Origin of the sequence: Gracilibacillus boraciitolerans JCM 21714, from assembly GCF_000521485.1 — a bacterium.
In the GTDB taxonomy this organism is placed as follows: Bacteria; Bacillota; Bacilli; order Bacillales; family Amphibacillaceae; genus Gracilibacillus; species Gracilibacillus boraciitolerans.
In genome coordinates this window covers 12,146-29,458 of sequence record NZ_BAVS01000019.1, presented here as the reverse complement: position 1 = coordinate 29,458, position 17,313 = coordinate 12,146, and the positions used below count along the sequence as shown (strand labels likewise).

Genomic DNA, 17,313 nt, shown 5'->3' with positions numbered 1-17,313 from the left:
ATTACTTTTTCTCCTGCATATGTATAATTATTAAAAAATAGGAAAGGATGAATAATAAAACGATAAAGTGAGGGAATGCCTTGTGATTTGTCCGAATTGTCGCAGCAAGAATATCGGAATCATAGGTCCTCAGCAATACTATTGTTGGGATTGTTACATTGAATTATCTGTTCAAAACGATATGTTGCATTTGCACGAAGTTGAAGCAGATGGTTCATTAAGTTCATTGGATGATTTATTTTCAGATGATGAAAGACGTATTGAAAGTTAACAATGTCTAATCAATCGAAAATTCAAATGGCACTTAGATTAGTTATTCTGTGTTTAGCTGTTTTCTTCCTTTATCTGATGTATATACTTTTTCCATTTTACAAAAACGTGTTGCATATGTTTCTGCAAATTGTAGCTCCATTTTTAATAGCGGGTTTAATTGCTTATTTATTACATCCAATTGTGGAAAAAATCCATATATATCATATACCTCGACCAGTAGCGATTATTTTAATCTATCTTTTGTTTTTTGTACTTGGAGGATATGGTATCTATGTTTCTTTGCCGGTATGGATTAAACAGATCAATGAATTACAAGAAAATCTCCCGCAATTCTTTGATGCTTATCGTGATTTTATCTATGGTTTCTATGAACAGACCTCATTTTTACCTGAGGGATTTCATGATAAATTAGATCAATTTTTTGCAAATATAGAAGATAAGCTGGGAAATCTACTGGCAGGTATTATTCAAAATATCCCGATGCTATTTGATTTATTTGTTATGATCGCAGTGATTCCGATATTAGCCTTTTACTTCCTGAAGGATTATAAGCTATTGCAACAAGGTATCCTAAAAATAATCCCGAAACAATATAAATCTTTCACAAAACGATTAGCACATGACATGGAGGATAGTCTGGGACAGTATATTAGAGGACAGATTCTTGTTTGTTTTCTTGTTGGTCTAATAAGTTACTTTTTATTAAAATGGATTGATATGCGCTATGCAATAGTACTTTCAACTATTATTGGCTTAACAAATTTCATTCCTTACTTTGGGCCGATTATAGGAGCGATTCCAGCCATTTTAATTTCACTGACGATCTCATCTGAAATGGTCATATATGTGATCATAGTAGTTTTAGTTGTGCAGCTTCTAGAAGGAAATTTACTTTCTCCATTTATTGTTGGGAAAAGTATCCATGTCCATCCCGTATATTTGATTCTCACATTATTCATTGCAGCCAAACTAGCAGGAATCGTAGGTATGATCTTTGCGATGCCATTATTAGCGGTTGGAAGAGTTGCGATACCGCTTATTTATCATAATATAAAGCTTCATTCCATTAAAAGAAGCGAAGTTAAGGAAAACCGCCACTAATTTCCTTAAATAGCAGATAACTTTACTAGGAAAGGATCAAAACTACATAATAATCTTAATCATACTTTCTAGTTAATGAAAGCAATTGACAGATAGCCAAAACTTTTCTATAATATGCTAGCAAAGTCAATAATAAAAACGATGAAAAACACGAGTACTAGATTAACGTTTCCAAGAGAGGAATTTCCGTTTGGCTGGAAGGAATTCTAATCGCTCTGATCTAGGAAGCTAGTTTGAAGTGCAGCTAATTCCTGCCGTATGATCCACGTTAAGGGTGCAAAGGTGACAGCCTGTTTTGGCTGTAATTAGGGTGGTACCGCGGAAAAATAACTCTCGTCCCTGCTATACTTGGCAGCGATGGGAGTTTTTTATTTATATATTAACTAGAAAGAAGCAAAGTACAGCAAGTCACAAATAGTATACAATCAAATAAAGTATGGAGGCGATAACCAATGAAAAATCTAACATCTGCTCAAGTTCGACAAATGTTCCTGGATTTTTTTAAAGAAAAAAATCATGGTGTGGAACCTAGTGCATCATTAGTACCAAAAGATGATCCGACATTATTATGGATTAATAGTGGTGTTGCGACATTAAAAAAATATTTTGATGGTCGAGTGGTACCTGAAAATCCACGTATTACCAATGCACAAAAATCAATTCGCACAAATGATATTACCAATGTAGGTTATACTGCAAGACATCACACTTTCTTTGAAATGCTAGGTAACTTCTCCATAGGCGATTATTTCAAAGAAGAAGCGATTGACTTTGCCTGGGAATTTTTAACTGGCAAGCAATGGATAGGCCTGAATCAGGAAAAATTATCCGTAACCGTCCATCCAGAAGATGAAGAAGCATATGTATTATGGCGTGACAAAATCGGATTGCCTGAAGAACGTATCATTAGATTAGAAGAAAATTTTTGGGATATTGGCGAAGGACCAAGTGGACCAAATACAGAAATTTTCTATGATCGTGGTGCAGCATATGGGGGGGAGGATGCAACAGATCCAGAGCTCTACCCAGGTGGAGAAAATGAACGTTATTTAGAAATCTGGAACCTTGTATTCTCACAATTCAATCATAATCCGGATGATACGTATACTCCACTTCCTAAGAAAAACATTGATACAGGTATGGGATTAGAACGACTTGTTAGTGTGATTCAAAATACAAAAACAAACTTTGAAACAGACTTATTTTTGCCAATCATTAGAGAAACAGAGAAATTAGCCAATACGACCTACAACGCTAGTGAAGCAACAGATGTGGCGTTCAAGGTAATAGCAGACCATATTCGTACCGTTACTTTTGCAGTTAGTGATGGAGCATTGCCTTCGAATGAAGGTCGTGGGTATGTATTGCGCCGTTTATTGCGCCGTGCGGTACGATATGCTAAACAGATTGGTATTGAGAAGCCTTTTATGTATCAGCTTGTCCCAACGGTTGGAGCGATTATGGAAGCATTCTATCCAGAGGTACATGACAAAAAAGACTTTATTCAAAATGTTATGAAAACAGAAGAAGAACGCTTCCATGAGACCTTACAAGAAGGTTTGCAAATACTCCATACCATTATCGACAACGAGAAAGCGAAAGGACATAGACTATTTCCGGGTAAAGAAGTATTTCGTCTTTATGATACATATGGGTTTCCAAAAGAATTAACGGAGGAATATGTTGAGGAAGCAGGATTCAAGATGGATGAAGCTGGTTTTGAAAAGGAAATGGCTAAACAACGTGAGCGAGCTCGTAATGCACGACAGAAAGTAGATTCCATGCAGATTCAGGATAGTGTACTAAGTGATATCAAGGTGGACAGTACGTTTGTTGGATATGATTACTTAAGAACAGATACTACTGTAGCAGAGCTTGTAGCAGATAAACAACTGGTCGATAAAGTAGAAGCTGGAAATGAAGCCTATCTAATTTTAGCGGAAACACCTTTCTATGCTGAAAGTGGCGGACAAATTGCAGATAAAGGGAGAATTTTATTTGAGAATGGTACTGCCGAGGTTCAAAATGTACAAAAAGCTCCTAACGGACAAAATTTACATCGTATCCTTGTTCAGGAAGGGACACTTTCAAAAGGACAAGCAGTATTTGCCGAAGTGGACCAGTTATCTCGTCAATACATTATTAAAAATCATACGGCCACACATCTTTTGCATCAAGCATTAAAAGACGAATTAGGAGAGCACGTGAATCAAGCTGGTTCATTAGTAGCAACTGAACGTTTACGTTCGATTTTTCACACTTCGGTGCAGTAACAGAGCAAGAAATAGCGGAAATCGAACAAAAAGTAAATGAAAAAATCTGGGCATCAATTCCAGTGACGATTACGAATAAGACGATAGACGAAGCAAAAGAAATGGGTGCAATGGCTCTATTTGGTGAGAAATATGGTGATATTGTACGAGTAGTAGAGATAGGCGATTATAGCATTGAATTATGTGGTGGCTGTCATGTTCGCAATTCAGCGGAAATAGGGCTGTTTAAAATTGTTTCTGAGTCAGGAATTGGTGCTGGCACCCGCAGAATAGAAGCAGTAACAGCAAAAGGAGCCTATCAATATGTTAATGGCAAGCACCAGTTGCTACAAACAGCTGCAAGCCAGTTAAAAACAATGGAAGAACAAGTGCCAGAGCGATTGGAACATGTATTCCAGGAAATTAAAGAACAACAACGACAAATACAGTCTTTACAAGCAAAACTTTCACAACAGGAAGCATCTTCTATATTAGCTGATGTAAAAGAAGTGAATGGGAAGCATATATTAGCGAAAAAAGTAGATGTTTCAGATATGAATCAACTGCGTCAAATGGTAGATGAAATGAAACAAAAGCTAGAATCAGGTATTATTTTGTTGGCTGCAGTTAATAATGACAAAGTACAGTTAGCTGCAGGGGTTACCAAAGATCTAGTGAGCGAAGGCTATCATGCAGGAAATTTAATTAAAGAAACAGCCAAGATTTGTGGCGGAGGCGGTGGTGGCCGTCCTGATATGGCACAAGCTGGCGGAAAAGATGCAAGCAAACTATCAGAAGCATTTAACTATGTAGAAAAATATGCTCAAAATCCACAATAATTTTGGTAATTTTGAATAACTAACGTTATAATAGAACGATACACACTCTATCGTTACAACTTGTAATATAATTTTGGGGGGTGCTTCCGTGGACGGAATGGACAAGACAATGAAATTTGATTTTTCAGAAGAGCCCATAGAACAAAATGTCGAAGAAGTATTGCTCTTAGTGTATAAAGCACTAGAGGAAAAAGGGTATCATCCCATAAATCAAATTGTAGGCTATTTATTATCTGGGGACCCTGCATATATTCCAAGGCATAAGGATGCACGTAATTTAATGAGGAGAATTGAGCGTGATGAAATTATTGAAGAGCTAGTGAAATATTACATCAGCGCCAATCATAAGAAATGACAAAAGTATTAGGATTAGATGTAGGATCGAAAACAATTGGTGTTGCAATAAGTGATGACTTTGGCTGGACAGCACAGGGCTTAACTACGATTCATTGGAAGGAACCGGAATATAAATCTGTCGAAGATACGTTTAAACAATTAATAGATGAATATACTATAGAAAAAGTTGTTATAGGCTTACCAAAGAATATGAATGGTTCAATCGGTTTTAGAGGGGAAGCTTCTCAGGACTTTGCTAAATTTTTAGTGGATACCTTCTCTGTTGATGTCGTCATGTGGGATGAGCGACTTACGACAATGGCTGCTGAAAAAGTTTTATTAGAGGCGGATATGAGTCGAGCAAAGCGCAAGAAAGTGATCGATAAAATGGCAGCTGTGATGATATTACAAGGCTATTTAGATAGTCAATCCTAAGGAGGTAATATAATGGCACTAGAAGAAAAAGAACGAATTGTTATTCCTGACGAAAACGGTGAAGAGCATTTATTTGAAGTACTCTTTACATTTGATGTGGATGATACGGAACAATCCTATGTAGCAGTAGTTCCTGCTGAACAACAAGAGGATGAAGAAGTTGAAGTTTTCGCATTTCGTTACGAAGAAAAAGAAAATGATGACGACTTGGCTTTATTCCAAATAGAATCAGATGAAGAATGGGATATGGTGGAAGAAGTATTAAATACAGTAGCAGAAGAAGAAGATCTATCAGAATAGTATAGGGCAAACCGGGCAGAAATTGCCCGGTTTGTCTTATTATTTATCATATATTTACAACCATTGCTGATTTATACTTGTAATTGGAACACATAGTATGTTTCCCTTTTTTATTTTTTATAGTATAATATACCGGGTGAGAGGGGGGTCCTTATGAGTAATGATAAAAATAACGAACAGAAAAATAATCAGACTAACAAAAAAAAACTTACATATAAAGAAATTTCACAAGAGAGAGCAAAGGATACAAGTATTGCTCGGAAAATTATTATAATTGTTCTAGTCTTATTAACACTGCTTATTATCTTCGGTGGTTACAGCGGATATAAGTACGTAAAAAAAGGAATATCACCAGTTGATCCGAATAACGAAGAAATAGTTGAAGTAACGATACCACTAGGTTCAAGCAGTACCGATATTGCCCATATTCTTAAAGATAATGGCGTAATAAATAACAGTTTACTTTATCGTTTTTATGTAAAATTTAACAATGCCACAGACTTTCAGGCAGGGGGAGTATTCGTTATCACCATCGATGACCTTAGCGGAAATTACAGCAGAGCTTGAGACAGGCTCTATACAACAAGATCCACAATTAAGGGTAACGATCCCGGAAGGACGTAATATAGAGGAAATTGCCAGCTTATATGAAGAACATGCAGGCATCGCTAAAGCTGATTTTATAGAAAAAATGCAAGATAAAGCCTATATAAAAGAGTTAATCAGTCTTTATCCTAATATATTAACAGAAGATATATTACATGAAGATATAATATATCCATTAGAAGGATATTTATTCCCGGCAACCTATGAGTCTATCAAAAAAAACCAACTGTTGATCAGGCAGTTACAAAAATGCTCGATAAAACGAATGATGTAATTACAGTCTACTATGATCAAATAGAAGCATTAGAGTTCTCGATTCATGAAATCATGACATTTGCCTCTTTAGTCGAAGAAGAAGCACCTACTGAGGAAGACCGAAAATTAATCGCAGGGGTGTTTTATAATCGAATGGATCAGGAGATGATGCTGCAAACAGATCCAACCGTTATTTATGCACATGGCGAACATATCCCAAGATTGACATATGACCATTATGAAATTGATTCACCATACAATACGTATCAGGTGCAAGGATTACCAGTTGGTCCGATTTCTAACTTTGGGGGGGAAAGCTCTTTAAATGCTGTATTAGCACCAGCCGATTCAAGTTACTTATATTTTCTAGCCGATTCAGAAGGTAAAGTTCATTATTCTCGTACCTATGAAGAACATCAGAATTTAGAAAATAAATATATCCATAACCAATAGCGGAATAGTAAAGCAGGGGGGGAGAAGTATCCCTGCTTTTGCCCTGTTTAGAAAGGATTGAATACTATGATCAACGAGGCCATTTTGCAATATCTTGATAATATAAGACCTAGCCAATCTGAGTGGATCATTCAATTGCGTAGAGAAGCAGAAGAACATCATGTGCCAATTATGGATGAACATGGAATAGGATTATTACAACAACTTATTCGAATACATCAACCGGCCAAAATACTTGAAATTGGAACAGCGATCGGGTATTCTGCTTTAAGGATGTTAGAAGCAAAACCAGATACACAAATTACTACTGTTGAACGTAATCCTGAGATGGTTGAAAGAGCAATATACAATATTACTTCCTTAAACAAGCAAAACCATATTGATGTCATTTTAGGGGGGGATGCTTTAGAAGCAGCAGATCGTATAACTGAAAAAGGCCCCTTTGATTTTATTTTTATCGATGCAGCCAAAGGACAATATCGTCATTTTTTTGACACATATCAGCAGTCCTTAACGGATGATGGTTGTATAGTAACAGATAATGTACTATTCCGCGGGATGGTTGCTAATCCCAGTGATGCTTCAAAAAGATTACAAAAATTAGCCGAAAAAATTGATCAATATAATCAATGGCTTTTGCAGCATCCTGAATATCACACAACCATTTTACCAGTTGGTGATGGAGTAGCGCTAAGTGTGAAAAAGACAAAGTAGAGGTGTACTAAGATGAGAAAGAAAAAACCTGTTATAATAGGTGTTGCGGGTGGATCAGGTTCGGGAAAAACATCTGTAACAAAGGCAATTCAAAATCGCTTCGTTAATCAATCCGTTCTTGTCATTGAACAAGATTATTATTATAAGGATCAGTCAGATATACCAATGGAAGAAAGATTACAAACAAATTATGATCATCCACTTGCTTTTGACAATGATTTGTTAGTCCATCATATTAAACAATTACTGGAAGATAAGATCGTTGACAAACCAGTTTATGATTATACGATGCATACTAGGTCTGAACAAGTAATTCCTATGGAACCAAGGGATGTAATTATTATTGAAGGTATTTTAATTCTTGATGAGCCTCAATTAATGGAACTTATGGATATTAAAGTTTTTGTGGATACAGACGCAGATTTACGAATTATTCGTCGTTTATTAAGAGATATTAATGAGCGTGGACGTTCCATTGATTCTGTTATTAATCAATATATTCAAACGGTTCGACCAGCTCATTTGCAATTTATCGAGCCCTCCAAACGGTATGCAGATGTAATTATTCCGGAAGGTGGCCAAAATGTGGTAGCGATCGACTTATTAGCCACAAAAATCGAAAAAGTTTTAGAAGGAGAAAAGACTAATTGAATTTCGTTAGATTAACAAAAAGAAAACTATTGAAAAATAGGTAAAAATCTGAGATAGTAGGGTTTAGTATTTAAGTAATGCATTTACATAGAAATAAAAGTTAATAAACAGTGCTATTTATCATTGTTCATCATAAAATGAAAATGACATTTTATATTCTGTTATTAGCATTAGAAGGAGTGTAGACATATGCCAGAAGAAAAAGAATTTTATATGACCGAAGAAGGTTTAAAGAAATTACAAGACGAGTTAGAATATTTAAAAACCGAAAGAAGACAAGAAATTGTTGAAAGAATTAAAATTGCCAGAGATTTTGGTGATCTTTCAGAAAACTCTGAGTATGATGCAGCGAAAGATGAACAGGCTTTTGTAGAATCAAGAATCTTACAAGTTGAGAATATGATTCGTAACGCTGTTATTATACAAGATGATGACGTTAGTCAGATATAGTGTCATTAGGAAGAACGGTTACATTTTCTGAATTACCGGACGGTGACGAAGAAAGCTATACGATCGTTGGTAGTGCTGAAGCAGATCCATTCGAAGGGAAAATCTCGAATGATTCTCCAATTGCAAAAAGCTTATTGGGGCATTCGATTGGAGAAGAAGTAATCGTGCCAACACCTGCTGGAGATATGAATGTAAAGATTATTAATGTACAATAAATACAAAATGGATGTCTTGATAGTAGACATCCATTTTGCTAATTATGTTGAATTAAGAAAGGTCTTAACGTGTTTTTAATAAAAAAATCTTTGTTCTTATCCAAAATGAACTGAAAGATGAGGGCTTCTGAAACTTCATTGAATTCCAGCGTTGTGTTATCGAGAAAGTGAATAAATAAGATCTTTTTTTCCTTATCATAGCTAATGGATTCAAAAGTAGTCAGTTGCCATAATTTACGATCAAACGTAGTCGTTCTCAACATATTACACGCTCCTTACATTTTCTTTCTATTAGATATTATATTCCATATATATGTACAAACTCCTGCATCAATGACAAAAAAAGAACAAATTCGATTAATTTTCCTAAAATCACGACTGTTTGTAGTGAAAAATTATATTTTTTAGTATAATGACGAATGGGAGGGTGGATAATGGCAGGTCAATTTGGCAATGTTTCAAGAAGAGACAGATTTGAGAAAAAAAGATCAAATACCAAAGCAATTACATGGTTTAGTATCATTGGTGGGATCCTGGTAATTGTTATTATCGCATTGATTATTTTTGGTGGGAAGGATCAAGAGACACCTGCAGTAATGGATGATCAGGAAAAAAATGAGACTGAAGACTTTGGACAAGATAATAAAGTAGAAATAGAAGAAAATGAAGATGCTGCAACAGAAGATAACTCCAGCCAGCCTGATGAGCCTGATGAGCTTGAGTTAACAGAGGAATCAGAAGAAAAAAACGAAGAGCAAGAATCCCAATCAAACGAAAATATAGAAAAATTTGAAGTAGAATCAGAAGATAATAACGTAAGTAAAGCTTATAAAGGTGATTGGCTTCCGATTGGTACGGAGCAGCAAGGATCACATGTTACTAAATTCGATAAGAATAGTCAAGATTGGCAAGAAATGATGCAGGCTGTAGAAGTAGTAACTGGCATTCCTACAGAAGATCAAATTACATGGTGGTTTGGTAACGGAGGAAACCAGACTGTAGAAGCGACGGTTTCTGCAACAGAAACTCCTGATAAGTCCTATAGAGTGACTCTTGTTTGGGTTGAGAATAAGTTGGCAACCTACATTAGTGGAAGAACTAATTGAAAATAAATATAGATAGAGATAATACGGCTGATGATAAGAACGTGTTAGAACAGGAGGATTAACAAGTGATTGGTATTATTGGTGCAATGGATGAAGAAGTAGAATTATTAAAGAAAAAAATGGAAATAAGTGAAACATCAAGAATTGCAAATGGTGATTTTTTTGTAGGGAAATTAGCAGGACAGGAAGTTGTTGTTTTAAAATCAGGTATTGGTAAAGTAAATGCTGCAATAGCAACAACCATTCTTTTTGAAAGATATCAGCCAGATTATGTAATTAATACAGGATCTGCTGGAGGTTTTCATCCTGATTTAGAAGTAGGGGATTTAGTTATCTCTACAGAAGTAGTACATCATGATGTCGATGTAACTGCATTTGATTATAAATATGGACAAATTCCTGGTTTGCCACCAACTTTTCAAGCAGATCCAATTTTAATTGAAAAAGCGATGCTTGCCGCAAAAGAATTAGATGGTATCGCTGCGATGAAGGGTCTTATTAGTACAGGAGATACCTTTATGCAAGAGGAAACGAAAGTCACTTTTGTTCGTAATATGTTTCCAGATATGATTGCTGCTGAGATGGAAGCTGCAGCGATTGCTCAAGTTTGTTATCAATATGATCGACCATTTGTTATTATTCGCGCACTATCTGATATTGCCGGAAAGGATTCATCCGTATCATTTGAAGCTTTCTTAGCGAAAGCAGCAGAAAACGCTGCTAACTTAATTGTTAGTGTAGTTAAAAATTCGCAATAAAAGATAAAATAGCTGTCGATAATTTCGACAGCTATTTTAATTCATTTCGATAATATTCATGAAATACCTTCATTAATGCTCTTTTCTCAATTCGTGAGACATAACTACGAGAAATTTTCAATTTCGTTGCTATTTCACGTTGGGTCAATTCATCTGTATTTCCTAATCCGAATCGAGCTATAATTACCTCCTTTTCGCGTTTATCAAGAATTTTTAAGTATTTTTCAATCTTTCTTAATTCCATATGCAATTGAATAACTTCTGTTATATCCTCGTTTTCAGCTTCCAAAATATCAATTAAACTAATCTCATTCCCTTCTTTGTCCTGTCCGATTGGATCCTGCAGGGAGACATCTTTTTTTGTTTTTTTCATCGCGCGTAAATGCATTAATATTTCGTTTTCAATACATCTTGCAGCATAGGTGGCTAGTTTTGTCCCTTTATCACTTGAAAAGCTCTCTATGCCTTTTATAAGACCGATAGTACCAATTGAAATGAGATCTTCTGCGTCTTCACCTGTGTTTTCAAATTTCTTAACAATATGTGCGACAAGTCGAAGATTGTGTTCAATTAGTTTATTTCGTGCCTCCTCATTCCCTTCTTGCATTCTTTTAATCATGACTGCTTCTTCTTTGGCTGGCAGGGGGGGTTGAGGGAATGTATTATTTTTAACGTAACCAACAAAAAATAAAGCTTCTTTAATAATGGAAAGAATTCCGACCAAGATTGACAAAATGACACCTCCTAAACACTAGGTATTTGCCCATATTTCATCATATGTTAGTCGTGTGTCCATTGTGTCATCGGCCAAGCTAATATTTCTGAAGATTGTATAATGGGTTAATAACAATCAAAAAAGGGGGGGGAGAGCACATCAGTTACTGCGTCTTACTTCTAAATTAATGCAACTAAAAAACCAAACGAAACAAATTCATCGCAGAATTTGTATTATCGTTCGGTTTTTATATTTCACAAATTATTTTCGTAATAAACTCTTTAACGTTATTATTTATTCTTTTCAATTGAATCGGCGTAAGCGTCTCTTGTTTTACCATCGGCTGCCCAGGGTTTAATACCTGATGAATGTGCTGCACGTCCAATCATATGCGCAGAAAGAGGGGGGGCAGTAAGCAGGATGAAAATAATCCCCAAAATCAACTTGCCACTAATAATCCCTTTCTCGGCATATAAAAAGATAAAAGCACCGATCATAATACCTGAGATTCCCAGTGTGGATGCTTTTGTAGCGGCATGTAATCGAGTGTATACATCCGGAAAACGAATGACACCAATAGAGGCAGAAAGGATAAAAAAAGTTCCAGACAACAGAAGCAAAATAATAATAATATCCCTAACTAAATCAATCGTTTCGCTCAATAATAACACCCTTTTCTATGTATTTTGCTAAAGCAATCGTTCCAATAAATAACAAAATTCCAATTAACAAGATTACATCATTCAATTTCGAGGTGGCAAGCATGATAGCAACTAAACCTACCATAGCCATCAGGTTAATGCCAATCAAATCCAATGCAACTGCGCGATCAGGATTAGTTGGTCCATTAACCACTCGAAAGACTAGCAGAGCAATTGAGATAGTAATGACTACCATACAAATAATTGTAACTACTTCTATAATTCCGTTCATCTTGTCACCTCCATGATCGCTTTCTCAAAGCTCATTTTGATGGATTCAATTGCTGTTTCTGTATCATCAATATTCATCGCATGGATATAAATGACTTCATTATTTTCGGATACAGCAACAGATAAAGTACCGGGTGTAAGGGAAATAAGCGATGTTAACATGGTAATCTCCCAATTACTTTTTAGTTCAATAGGTAAAGCGAAGATACCTGGTTGAAAATCTTTACGTGGTTTATATACCCACATCACAATATCAATATTTGAAAGAAAGAGTTCTTTAATAAAAAGAAACATTAACTTTATCATTTTCCAGAGACGATTAAGATAAAATGCATCTGGTATAAATCTTCTTAACAGAAATAATAACAATGCCCCAATAATAAAACCTTTGAGAAATGAGACAACGGAATAAGTCTCAGCTAAAAACATCCACATGATCGCGACAACTAAATTTATGATTATTTGAAGAGACATAATGATTTACTCCTTTAATACAGATTCAATGTATTCTTGTGGATTCATTAAATATTCACCTATTGCTTCAATGCTAGGATAGAACCATTCTGCACCAACTCCTAGTAGTACCGAGAAAAATAATAGAAAAGCAACAGGGAAAGCAAATCCTCTTGCAGCTTTTTTATCAGGAATAATGGATTCGTCTTTTTCTCCCCAGAATCCTCTGATAAAGATTCGGATTACGGATAATAAAATCAATAGACTTGAAGCCAGGCCGATAATCGCTACTACAATATAATCAGCTTCAATAGCACCCTGGAGTAAGACTAATTTTCCAATAAATCCACTAAATGGCGGTATACCTGCTAAAACAAAAGCAGAAATGAAAAATAACCAGCCGAGTAATGGATAATGATGAATTAACCCACGCATTTTTCTAAGATCACTAGTCCCGACAAGATACGCGATAGCCCCCCACTAATAGAAATAAAGCTGCTTTAATGATCATGTCATTAATTAAGTAGTAAATGGCACCACTAAAACCAGTACTATTATAGACACCAATTCCAAGTAGCATAAATCCAACAGCTGGAATGATATTATAAGCTACAACCAATTTTATATTATTAGTAGACAAAGCACCAATTGCACCGAAGATTAACGTTAAGGCTGCAATCCATATAAAGAATTCATGTGTCACATTTGGCTCATGAACGAAAATGAGAGAGAAGACTCTTAGCAGGGAATAGATTCCTACTTTCGTTAATAAAGCCCCCGAATAACGCAGATATAACAGGATCAGGCGTAATATATGGTCTGGGCAGCCAATAATATAATGGGAATAACGCTGCTTTTGTACCGAATACAAAAAACAATAAGATCCCAATGGTGGTAAGTATTCCTGTTTGCTCAGATTCACGAACCCGCTCAGCTATTTGTGCCATATTAACCGTTCCGACTACAGAATAGAGAAAGGCAATCGTTGTAACAAAGAGCATTGATGAAAATAAGTTGATTAATACGTATTTCAAGGATTCACGCAGCTGTACTTTCTCACCACCTAATACAATCAATCCGTATGATGCCATTAATAAGACTTCAAAGAACACGAATAAGTTGAATAAGTCTCCGGTAATAAAAGCTCCTGATACTCCAGTAATTAATAAAAAGTAAAATGTATAAAAATAAAATTCTTCTTTTTTTTGACTTAAAGATTGTGGCGCATAAAAAACACAAGCTATTGCTACTATATTTGTAGTTAATACCAGTGACATCGATAGCATATCTCCAACTAAAACAATACCAAATGGAGCTACCCAGTCACCTGCTTCTAATATGACAGACCCATTTTGATGAACATAGTATAAAATATATGTTACAACCGCAGTATTAATCAAAGTTACAACTTGTGCATAAATGCGCACAAATTTTAACCTTTTATGGAATAATACTGCAAGTACACCAGCAATTAATGGTATGAGAATTGGTAATACTGCTAAATTACTAATCATTTTCGCTACCCCCCCTTAATTTATCCATATTATCTGTTCCATTCTCTTTTGAAGCTCTATATGCCAGCACTAATAATAAACTGGTTACTCCGAAACTTATAACTATTGAAGTCAAGATTAGAGCTTGCGGCAATGGATCTGTATATGTATCAGTACCGTCAATTAAAACGGGAGGAGCTCCTCGTTTTAATTCCCCCCATTGTTAATATAAATAGGTGGGCACCATGTGAAATAAGCGCCGTACCAATAATAATTCGAAGCATTTGTTTCTGTAGGAGATTATAAACGCCAGTGGTAAACAATATACCTGCAAGAATCGACATGATTATTTCCATCTATTCTGCCTCCTTCTTGTTGCGAAGTTTGATAAGACCATAGATAGCAAGAGCAGCAATACCTAATACTACAATTTCAAATATGGTATCAAGTCCACGCATGTCAACTAGGATGACGTTAACAACATTATGTCCGCCACCTAATTTATAAGATGTTTCTAAGAAATAGTCTGAAATCTTATCAAATAATTTAGTACTGTGAGCGGAAATCGCAACCATCGTCATCAATGTGCCAAACGCAACTGCAATAATCAGGTTGATTGCTCTTTGTACGCCTGACTCTGTTCGTTCACGAAGATTTGGCAAATGATAAAAACATAATAAGAATAAAGCTACTGTAATGGTTTCTACGGAAAGTTGAGTCAAAGCTAAGTCAGGTGCACTGTAGATAACAAATAATAGTGCAAGCCCATACCCGACGACGCCAGAATTAAGATAGCTCCAATTTTATTTCTTGTGAAGATGGTACTAACGGCTGCTATTGCCATTGCTATAGCAATAAGAACTTCCTGAATAGTAATCGGTGCAAGATTAGTAGTATCCCATGCAAATCCATCTGTGATGATCATTACCGTAAAAGTACAGCCTAATATTGCTACTAATATTAATGCCATATAGCGCCCGATTGAGCCATTCATATAAGAGTTTGTTATTTTTGCTGAAGTCTTTTCTGATTGATCCACTAAAAAATCGTATACTTTGTTAAAGCTTAATTTTCCAGGCAAGAAACTGTAGATACTGGACCAATTTCTTCTAAATAATGCAAGGACTGCTCCACCACCTACTACAACCAAAGACATGTACAGTGGTGTGATCCAACCGTGCCAGTATTGAATCTTTTTATCAAATGGTTCCCCATATATAGCCTCTGCAGTATGAGCGAGGAAGCTACTATTAACGATGTTAGGAAACAACCCAATCACGATTACTCCAATCACTAAGATAATAGGAGATAGTAAGAGTCCGATTGGTGCTTCATGAGGCTTCACCGGTAGTTGATCCAATTTCTTTTCTCCCATAAAGGTTCCAAATACAAGATACATTGAATAAACGAATGTGAAGATACTGCCGAATACCGCTAAATATGGGATAGCTTGACTTAATACTTGTGAAATCCACATCGAATGATGTTGTAACTCCAAGCTCGCATCAAAAAACATTTCTTTACTATAAAATCCATTTAAAAATGGAAGAGGCAAGCCCGCCATTGAAAATGTTGCAAAAAATGCGAGCGTTGCAGAAATCGGCATTAATGTAACTAAACCACCTAGCTTGCGAATATCACGTGTGCCTGTTTCATGATCCACAATACCTGCAATCATAAATAGACTACCTTTAAATGTGGCATGGTTTAAGATGTGAAAAACAGCCGCAAATATCGCAAGCTTTGTTCCAAATCCTAACATTGCCATAATCATGCCAAGTTGACTGATCGTTGAAAATGCCAAGATCCCTTTTAAATCGGTTTGTCTTATAGCCATGTAGGATCCCCCCCAAATCAACGTGATAATTCCTATTCCACTGACAATAACAAAAAACCATTCATTTCCTGAGAAAATAGGCGTAAATCTTGCGACAAGAAAAATACCTGCTTTTACCATGGTAGCTGAGTGCAGATAAGCACTAACAGGTGTTGGTGCTTCCATTGCATCTGGTAACCAAATATGGAATGGGAACTGAGCTGATTTCGTAAAAGCACCAAGCAGGATTAACGCTAAAATCAAGCCGAAATATTCACTGGAAAGAATTATATCAGTTTGTAAGATCATTTCCTGTATACTGGTTGTCTCAGTAATACTGGTAAGTAAGATAAACCCGCCAAGCATACTTAATCCACCAAACACGGTAATCAGCATCGACTTTAATGCACCGTATCTTGAGCGTTCTTTAAAATTCCAATAACCAATTAACAGGAATGACGAAATGGAGGTTAATTCCCAGAATCCATAAAGTACAAAGACATTATCAGAAAGGACGACCCCAAACATAGCGGTCATAAACAATAGTAAATAGACGTAAAATTGGCCTAATCTTTCAGAAGTATGTAAATAAAAAATGGAATAGAGTGTTACTAATGTTCCAATCCCGCTTATCAATAACACAAATAATAAACTTAACCCATCTAAATAGAAATCTAATGCGATATTCAGAGATGGTATCCAGCTGTATGATTGAATAATAGGTGTGAAATCATTACCAACGTTTGGAATGAAATAAATAAAAACAGCTAATGGTGCTAATAAGACAAAATAGCCTGTATGTATTTTTTCTTTCCATTTACTTAAGTATGGAATAAAAATAGCCAGCAATACTGGCAAAAATACAGCAAATAACATCTAATGATGATCCCCCCCCTTATGTTTGATTTGTATAATTTATTTTAAATTCATTCAGCTTCTACTATATTCTAATCTAAAAATAACAAAGAATACAAGAGAGGAGTTTATTCGATATGGAATCTTCTCTAATTTTTGACGAGAAATATCCTATTTATAATAATAAGTTTAAAATTCTTTTGTAACTTGCGATAGAAAGACATAATTAATTAGTTACAGCCATTACTCATGACACAAAAGTTAGGTGTTAGTTAGCAGAAATTTCTATTTTTGATAACGGCATA

Annotated in this window: 17 protein-coding genes, 5 pseudogenes and 1 other annotated feature; of the genes and pseudogenes, 14 read left to right on the top strand and 8 right to left on the bottom strand. The window is 35.6% G+C overall.

All coding sequences use genetic code 11. The features are described from left to right. Positions 1-82: 82 nt before the first annotated feature. The 12 genes and pseudogenes from JCM21714_RS12000 to greA all read left to right on the top strand — a co-directional run bounded on the left by JCM21714_RS12000 (position 83) and on the right by greA (position 8,880). Positions 83-271 (top strand): YrzR-like zinc ribbon domain, encoded by a 189-nt coding sequence (locus JCM21714_RS12000; protein ID WP_235182812.1) that lies wholly within the window; start codon positions 83-85, stop codon positions 269-271. Positions 272-273: 2 nt separating this feature from the next. Continuing rightward, complete coding sequence (locus tag JCM21714_RS11995) at positions 274-1,374, top strand: AI-2E family transporter (protein WP_052000570.1); 1,101 nt, start codon at positions 274-276, stop codon at positions 1,372-1,374. A gap of 132 nt (positions 1,375-1,506) precedes the next feature. After that, positions 1,507-1,718: a binding site (T-box leader), on the top strand. 108 nt (positions 1,719-1,826) lie between these two features. After that, positions 1,827-4,465 (top strand): annotated as a pseudogene (gene alaS / locus JCM21714_RS11990) (alanine--tRNA ligase). Between the two features lie 97 nt (positions 4,466-4,562). Further along, positions 4,563-4,820: an IreB family regulatory phosphoprotein gene (locus tag JCM21714_RS11985; RefSeq protein ID WP_035724695.1), complete on the top strand. Its 258-nt coding sequence runs from the start codon at positions 4,563-4,565 to the stop codon at positions 4,818-4,820. Then, positions 4,817-5,236, top strand: a complete 420-nt coding sequence (gene ruvX, locus JCM21714_RS11980) for a Holliday junction resolvase RuvX (RefSeq protein ID WP_035724644.1) — start codon at positions 4,817-4,819, stop codon at positions 5,234-5,236. Before JCM21714_RS11985 ends, ruvX begins: the two co-directional genes overlap by 4 nt. 12 nt (positions 5,237-5,248) lie before the next feature. Beyond that, complete coding sequence (locus JCM21714_RS11975; protein WP_035724642.1) at positions 5,249-5,536, top strand: DUF1292 domain-containing protein; 288 nt, start codon at positions 5,249-5,251, stop codon at positions 5,534-5,536. Between the two features lie 153 nt (positions 5,537-5,689). Continuing rightward, positions 5,690-6,103 (top strand): hypothetical protein, encoded by a 414-nt coding sequence (locus JCM21714_RS21635; protein WP_235182811.1) that lies wholly within the window; start codon positions 5,690-5,692, stop codon positions 6,101-6,103. Continuing rightward, complete coding sequence (locus JCM21714_RS21630; protein ID WP_235182810.1) at positions 6,072-6,416, top strand: endolytic transglycosylase MltG; 345 nt, start codon at positions 6,072-6,074, stop codon at positions 6,414-6,416. The genes JCM21714_RS21635 and JCM21714_RS21630 overlap by 32 nt, the downstream gene beginning before the upstream one ends. Further along, positions 6,392-6,850 carry an endolytic transglycosylase MltG gene (gene mltG, locus JCM21714_RS21625; protein ID WP_235182809.1) on the top strand — a complete coding sequence of 153 codons (459 nt, stop codon included), beginning with the start codon at positions 6,392-6,394 and terminating at the stop codon, positions 6,848-6,850. The genes JCM21714_RS21630 and mltG overlap by 25 nt, the downstream gene beginning before the upstream one ends. 66 nt (positions 6,851-6,916) lie before the next feature. Then, entirely contained in the window at positions 6,917-7,564 is a 648-nt protein-coding gene (locus tag JCM21714_RS11965; RefSeq protein ID WP_035724640.1) for an O-methyltransferase, read from the top strand. Between the two features lie 12 nt (positions 7,565-7,576). Then, on the top strand, positions 7,577-8,215 hold the full coding sequence (gene udk / locus JCM21714_RS11960) for a uridine kinase (RefSeq protein WP_035724637.1): 639 nt from the start codon (positions 7,577-7,579) through the stop codon (positions 8,213-8,215). A 189-nt stretch (positions 8,216-8,404) separates the two neighbouring features. Further along, positions 8,405-8,880, top strand: a pseudogene (greA, locus tag JCM21714_RS11955) (transcription elongation factor GreA). 38 nt (positions 8,881-8,918) lie between these two features. On the opposite strand, the gene JCM21714_RS11950 reads toward greA, so the two are convergent. Continuing rightward, positions 8,919-9,143, bottom strand: coding sequence for a KTSC domain-containing protein (locus JCM21714_RS11950; RefSeq protein WP_035724635.1), 225 nt, complete (start codon positions 9,141-9,143; stop codon positions 8,919-8,921). A gap of 171 nt (positions 9,144-9,314) precedes the next feature. On the opposite strand from JCM21714_RS11950, the gene JCM21714_RS11945 reads away from it, so the two are divergent. Together JCM21714_RS11945 and mtnN are read left to right on the top strand one after the other, a co-directional pair. Further along, positions 9,315-9,986: a YrrS family protein gene (locus tag JCM21714_RS11945; RefSeq protein WP_035724633.1), complete on the top strand. Its 672-nt coding sequence runs from the start codon at positions 9,315-9,317 to the stop codon at positions 9,984-9,986. A 65-nt stretch (positions 9,987-10,051) separates the two neighbouring features. After that, the gene (gene mtnN / locus JCM21714_RS11940) at positions 10,052-10,744 is read left to right on the top strand and encodes a 5'-methylthioadenosine/S-adenosylhomocysteine nucleosidase (protein ID WP_084040747.1); all 693 of its coding nucleotides are present in this window, start codon (positions 10,052-10,054) and stop codon (positions 10,742-10,744) included. 31 nt (positions 10,745-10,775) lie between these two features. Here mtnN and sigK read toward each other — a convergent pair whose 3' ends face one another. The 7 genes and pseudogenes from sigK to JCM21714_RS11905 all read right to left on the bottom strand — a co-directional run bounded on the left by sigK (position 10,776) and on the right by JCM21714_RS11905 (position 17,029). After that, positions 10,776-11,468, bottom strand: coding sequence for an RNA polymerase sporulation sigma factor SigK (gene sigK / locus JCM21714_RS11935; RefSeq protein WP_035724690.1), 693 nt, complete (start codon positions 11,466-11,468; stop codon positions 10,776-10,778). 281 nt (positions 11,469-11,749) lie between these two features. After that, on the bottom strand, positions 11,750-12,121 hold the full coding sequence (gene mnhG, locus JCM21714_RS11930; protein WP_052000568.1) for a monovalent cation/H(+) antiporter subunit G: 372 nt from the start codon (positions 12,119-12,121) through the stop codon (positions 11,750-11,752). Continuing rightward, positions 12,105-12,392 (bottom strand): Na(+)/H(+) antiporter subunit F1, encoded by a 288-nt coding sequence (locus JCM21714_RS11925; protein WP_035724628.1) that lies wholly within the window; start codon positions 12,390-12,392, stop codon positions 12,105-12,107. Before JCM21714_RS11925 ends, mnhG begins: the two co-directional genes overlap by 17 nt. After that, positions 12,389-12,865, bottom strand: coding sequence for a Na+/H+ antiporter subunit E (locus JCM21714_RS11920; RefSeq protein ID WP_035724626.1), 477 nt, complete (start codon positions 12,863-12,865; stop codon positions 12,389-12,391). The genes JCM21714_RS11925 and JCM21714_RS11920 overlap by 4 nt, the downstream gene beginning before the upstream one ends. A 6-nt stretch (positions 12,866-12,871) precedes the next feature. After that, positions 12,872-14,358, bottom strand: a pseudogene (locus JCM21714_RS11915) (Na+/H+ antiporter subunit D). Next, positions 14,351-14,693 (bottom strand): annotated as a pseudogene (locus JCM21714_RS11910) (Na(+)/H(+) antiporter subunit C). Before JCM21714_RS11910 ends, JCM21714_RS11915 begins: the two co-directional pseudogenes overlap by 8 nt. Beyond that, positions 14,694-17,029, bottom strand: a pseudogene (locus JCM21714_RS11905) (Na+/H+ antiporter subunit A). It abuts the pseudogene before it with no gap. Between the last annotated feature and the right edge of the window lie 284 nt (positions 17,030-17,313).